General features: G+C 43.6%; 4 protein-coding genes and 1 pseudogene. All 5 read right to left on the reverse strand.

Annotation, left to right across the window (positions count from 1 at the left end; all coding sequences use genetic code 11):
* The coding region (locus AB3112_RS08295; protein ID WP_367334277.1) for an FGGY family carbohydrate kinase at positions 1-248 on the reverse strand (248 nt) is incomplete at its 3' end.
* Between the two features lie 65 nt (positions 249-313).
* Entirely contained in the window at positions 314-1,306 is a 993-nt protein-coding gene (locus AB3112_RS08300; protein WP_084974174.1) for a D-isomer specific 2-hydroxyacid dehydrogenase family protein, read from the reverse strand.
* Positions 1,307-1,389: 83 nt separating this feature from the next.
* Positions 1,390-2,271: an aldose 1-epimerase family protein gene (locus AB3112_RS08305; RefSeq protein WP_301518020.1), complete on the reverse strand. Its 882-nt coding sequence runs from the start codon at positions 2,269-2,271 to the stop codon at positions 1,390-1,392.
* Positions 2,272-2,295: 24 nt separating this feature from the next.
* Complete coding sequence (gene uxaC, locus AB3112_RS08310; protein ID WP_084998299.1) at positions 2,296-3,720, reverse strand: glucuronate isomerase; 1,425 nt, start codon at positions 3,718-3,720, stop codon at positions 2,296-2,298.
* A gap of 16 nt (positions 3,721-3,736) precedes the next feature.
* Positions 3,737-4,767 (reverse strand): annotated as a pseudogene (locus AB3112_RS08315) (mannitol dehydrogenase family protein); the annotation flags it as partial.

The following is a 4,767-nucleotide window of genomic DNA, read 5'->3' on the forward strand; positions in this document are numbered from 1 at the left end:
CTATGTTGTTGGGCAGACCAAGAAATTGCGATCACTTTACCATCGGAAATGTTGGCTTTGGCAACCACTTCCTGCATTGCCGACACCGTGGCATTAAAGATTTCGTCCGGGTCTTCCTCGGCCATATCAGGTGTATCTTGATATAGTGGATAACCCTTGTTGGCCTTACCATATATATTTCCGTCGGTATCATAAATTAACGCCTTGGTACTTGTGGTCCCAACGTCAATTCCAATAATATAGTCCATAATAATCTCCGTTTCAGCTTCAATGTTACGTTAACGTGCACTGCGACTTTGAGCCGAGTTGGCCGTTAGTCGTCTAATGCGTGTGTCAATTCACGAACTGGACGTTTGCCGGCAACAATTGCCTTAACGTCACTGACACATTTTTCGCCCATGCCGTGAAGACATTCGTAAGTGTAGGCAGAAGTATGAGGGGTAACCAAGATGCGATCGTTTTTTAAGAATGGGTGGTCAGCTTTAACCGGTTCCACTTCCATTGCATCGGCAGCGTAGCCGGAAAGTTGACCTGAGGCAATCGCAGCACTAATGGCTTCTTCTTCAACCAAAGCACCACGGCCGTTGTTACACATGTAGGCACCCTTCTTGAGGTTCTTAATGGTCTTTGAGTTAATCAAATGAAAACTCGTGTCATCGAGTGATGCATTCAAAGAAATGTAGTCACACCGCTTGAGTAACGTTTCCAAATCAACTCGTTCAACATTGTTGTTAGTAAACCATTCAGGTTCAGTGGCAGGATGTGGATCATTAACTAAAACCGGACCGCCAAAAACACTGAACAATTCAGCAACTCGGCTACCAATGTTTCCACAGCCGATCACACCAAAGGTCTTGCCACTGAATTCATTTCCCATGAATTGGGCACGGTCCTCGTAACGGCCGGCACGTTCACGTTCTGATGAAGGAACAACTTGGCGAACCAAGGCCATCAAGTTGGCAAATTCATTTTCAGCAACGGAGTTCCGTTCAACCTTTTGTGGCACGATTGCAACTTGAGTGCCGTGCTTCTTGGCAGCGTGTAAATCAACATTGTTAAAGCCGATGCCATGACGTGAAATTAACAAAAGCTCATCCTTGTTATCAAAGAAATCCTGATTGAAGAATGGGGTCACACTGGCAATAATGACGTTAAAACCGTGAAGCTTTTCAGCTAATGACTTGCCATCGATGTCGGTCGGCAGCATGAAGCGCTTAACGTTTCCAATTCCTTCCAGTTCTTTCCAATGCTCGGTAAAAACCTGTCCAAAACTGTTTGAATTAACGACTGCAATATTGTATTCCATTGTAAATTCTCCTTATATATTATTAATCATAGACTAATCGTCTACTGATATACTAGTTTTACACGTACTTTCTGTCAACCTTTTTAATGAAGGTTGATGTTGCATTGATACGTCTTAGCCTCGCCTGCGTTCAGGTGATGGTTACCCTCTTTTTGACCTAATTCCACTAAGTCGCCATAGACATCCGGCAACCCATTGAAGGGCTCAATACATAGGAACGGTGCGTTGGCCCCCTCCTTCGTCCAAAGGGTCACGTGGTCAAAATCAGACACATCGAGCATAACAGCGTGCTTGGTATCGTCCGAATAGAGCTTAACTGTCTTGATTCCGGTATTTTTAATAATGACCAAGCCCTTGTCAAACATGTTGTGATCAAGGTCAACAATCCCATTTTGATAATTCACCAGCTTGGTGCCCTTCCCCGAACGATATGGGTTCGGCTTTTTGACGATTTCATAGGTATCCAGTGAGTCGGATGCCGGTGCCAAATCCAAGCGATAATCATTGAACGACCCTTCGCCATTGATCGGCACATTGAATGCCGGATGAAATCCAAGCGAGTAAGAAAGATCGCCATTGCTTTTGTTATCAACGTTGAATGCGACTTGAAGACCATCATCTGTTACCTTAAAGGTCACCGTAAACTCAAAGTTAAATGGATAATATTGTTTGGTTACCTCATTTGACCTGAGTAGTAAAGCAACTTGGTCGTTTTTATGCTCGATCACTTCAAAGGTTTGATCCCCAGCAAAGCCGTGCTGTGGCATTTCGTATTGTTGACCGTTAATCAGATAAGCATCATTGTTGGAACGGCCAATCGCTGGAAATAGAATTGGCGCATGCTTTTCCCAAAGCGGGTTGTTCCAAATATAGTCAAAATGGTCTTCATTGTGATACAGATGGGTTAATTGTGCCCCGTGTTCATCAATTTCTGCAGTAAAACAACTGCTCTTTATTGTTTGCATCTACCCGTACTCCTAATATGTCAGTTAGTCCTTATCAAAGAAGTGGAACTGATCATGCGCATTGTTATACGAAATATCTTCAACAATCTTTCCAAGATAATCTTCATCGTCAGGTGCCTGACCGCGTTCAGCCCATTCGCCAATAACGTTGCAAAGGACTCTTCTGAAGTATTCGTGTCGTGGGTATGATAAGAAACTGCGAGAATCAGTCAACATGCCGACAAAGTTTGGTAACAAGCTTTGTTCAGCCATCATTGTCAACTGACGTTTCATGCCGTCAAACGTATCATTGAACCACCAAGCAGCACCTAACTGAAGCTTTTGGACCCCATCTTGTTGGAAATCACCCATTCCAGTTGCCAATTGCATCCAGTCATTTGGATTCAATGAGTAGATAATCATCTTAGGAATTTCATTTTGTTCCTGAGCATCCATTAACAACTTCATGAATTCCTGAGCCAAATCAGGTTGGGTTCCCATTGAGTCAAAGCCGCCATCGGCACCAAAGCTCTTGAACATTGGCTTGTTGGCATTTCGAATAACGTTCATATGGAACTGCATCGTCCAGTTAAATTCTTTGTTCAAGTGCATCAAGGCTTCCACTAACATTGTTTGATACTGGTCAACTTCAGTCTTGGTGAGCTTCTTATTGTGGCGAGCCTTATCGATAATGTCGTTTAGTTCATCATCTGAAGCTTTAACAAAGTGAAAGAAGTTCAACCCGTGATCTGACAAGTGACCGCCCAAACTTTCAAAGTACTCGAAGCGTTGACGAAGCGCGCCAACCAAGCTCTTAAACGATGTAATCTTCTTACCGGAAACTGCGGCCAATTGATCGAGATAGTCACCATAGCCGTCGGCAGTTAAGTTAAACGTCTTGTCTGGACGCATTGCAGGTAAAACCTTGAAGCCATTTTCAGCTTCGTCTTCTTTCAGAAGCTTGTGGTACTTCAAATCCGAGGCCGGATCGTCAGTCGTGCAGACAACTTGAACGTTTGACCGCTTAATCAAGTTCCGTGGTTTAAAGTCTTCAGTCGCCAAAAGCTGGTTGGCCTTTTCCCAAATTGCCGGGGCTGTCTTGGTATTGAAAACATCATTAATTCCAAAGAATCGGCGAAGTTCAAGGTGGGTCCACTCAAACAACGGATTGCCAAGTGCCTTTTCAATGGTACCGGCCCAGGCAAGGAACTTTTGGTAATCGTCACCGTCACCGGTAATCAATTCCTCGGGAACACCATTGGCACGCATCAGCCGCCACTTATAGTGGTCACCAAAGCTGCCTTCGTTAATCCAAATTCTGGAAATATTTTTATAATTCTTGTTTTCATAAATTTCTTTAGGATCCAAGTGGCAATGAAAATCAATGATCGGCATTTTTTCAGCGTGATCATGGAATAACTTTTTGGCCATTGGAGTTGTTAATAAGAAATCATCATCCAATAATGACATGTTTTGCGCTCCTTATTTAAATTTCTTTGGCATATTTTGCAAGCGTATCTTCCAGCGTCTTTCGAACAGCGCCAACGCCTGCAATTTGTGATGCGAAGTAACCTTCCACAACGTCTCCCAAACCAATTTCATACAAATCATGACCGAAGATCTTCTTGTTGGATAAGATGTCCTTCAAATGGGCGTGAACGTCAGTCTTTTCGCCAAGTTTAATGTCGGCAACTTTTGGTTGAAGTTCAGATAATAGCGGATCACGACTTGGTTCAAATGGCTTGCCCTGGTCGTCAATTGCCATCAAATAACGGCACCAAGTTGCGAGAACAAGTGGAATGAAATGTAAATCTTTAGGGTCGCGTTTAGGATCATCGATGTAATGTTGGATCGTCACTCCATAACGAACGGATAACTTCTGAGAGGTGTCGGCAGCAATTCGTTGCGGCATATCTGGAATATATGGGTTCGGTAAGCGTTTGTTAACTAACTGATCGATAAATGTCTTAGGGTTGATCACCTTCGGATCGGTCACTACCGGTAAGCCTTCTACGTAACCAATTTGCTTGATGAGGTTAAGCATGTCCTTGTCACTAACTTCCGTGGCAATTGAATTAAAACCAAGCAGGCTGCCGTTAACGGCCAATGCGGTATGCAATGGGTTCAGGCAAGTCGTCACTTTCATCTCATCGGCATCGTTAACCGTGTCGCGGTCCGTTAAGATAACGCCGTCTGCTTGATCCAAGGCTGGTCGACCATTTGGAAAATCGTCTTCGATAACCAAATAGTGAACTTCTTCAGTGTTAGTGAAGGCAGCAATATTGGTATGCCCTGGTGTGTGGTAAATCTGGTAGTCTTCAAAGCCATCTGCCTTTAATTTGTCAGAAACTGCTTCGGAAGGATTTGGTGTGATTCGGTCAATCATTGAAAGTGGGAAACTGACCGACTTGTCGTCTTTTAGATAATCAACAAATTCTGAGGGAACCAGTCCATTTTTCTCCCAGCCTTCAGCAATTGTCAAAACGCTCTTTTGCAGCTTTTCACCGTTTTGTGAGA

This window comes from Lentilactobacillus sp. (assembly GCF_040773105.1).
Classification (GTDB): domain Bacteria; phylum Bacillota; class Bacilli; order Lactobacillales; family Lactobacillaceae; genus Lentilactobacillus; species Lentilactobacillus parabuchneri.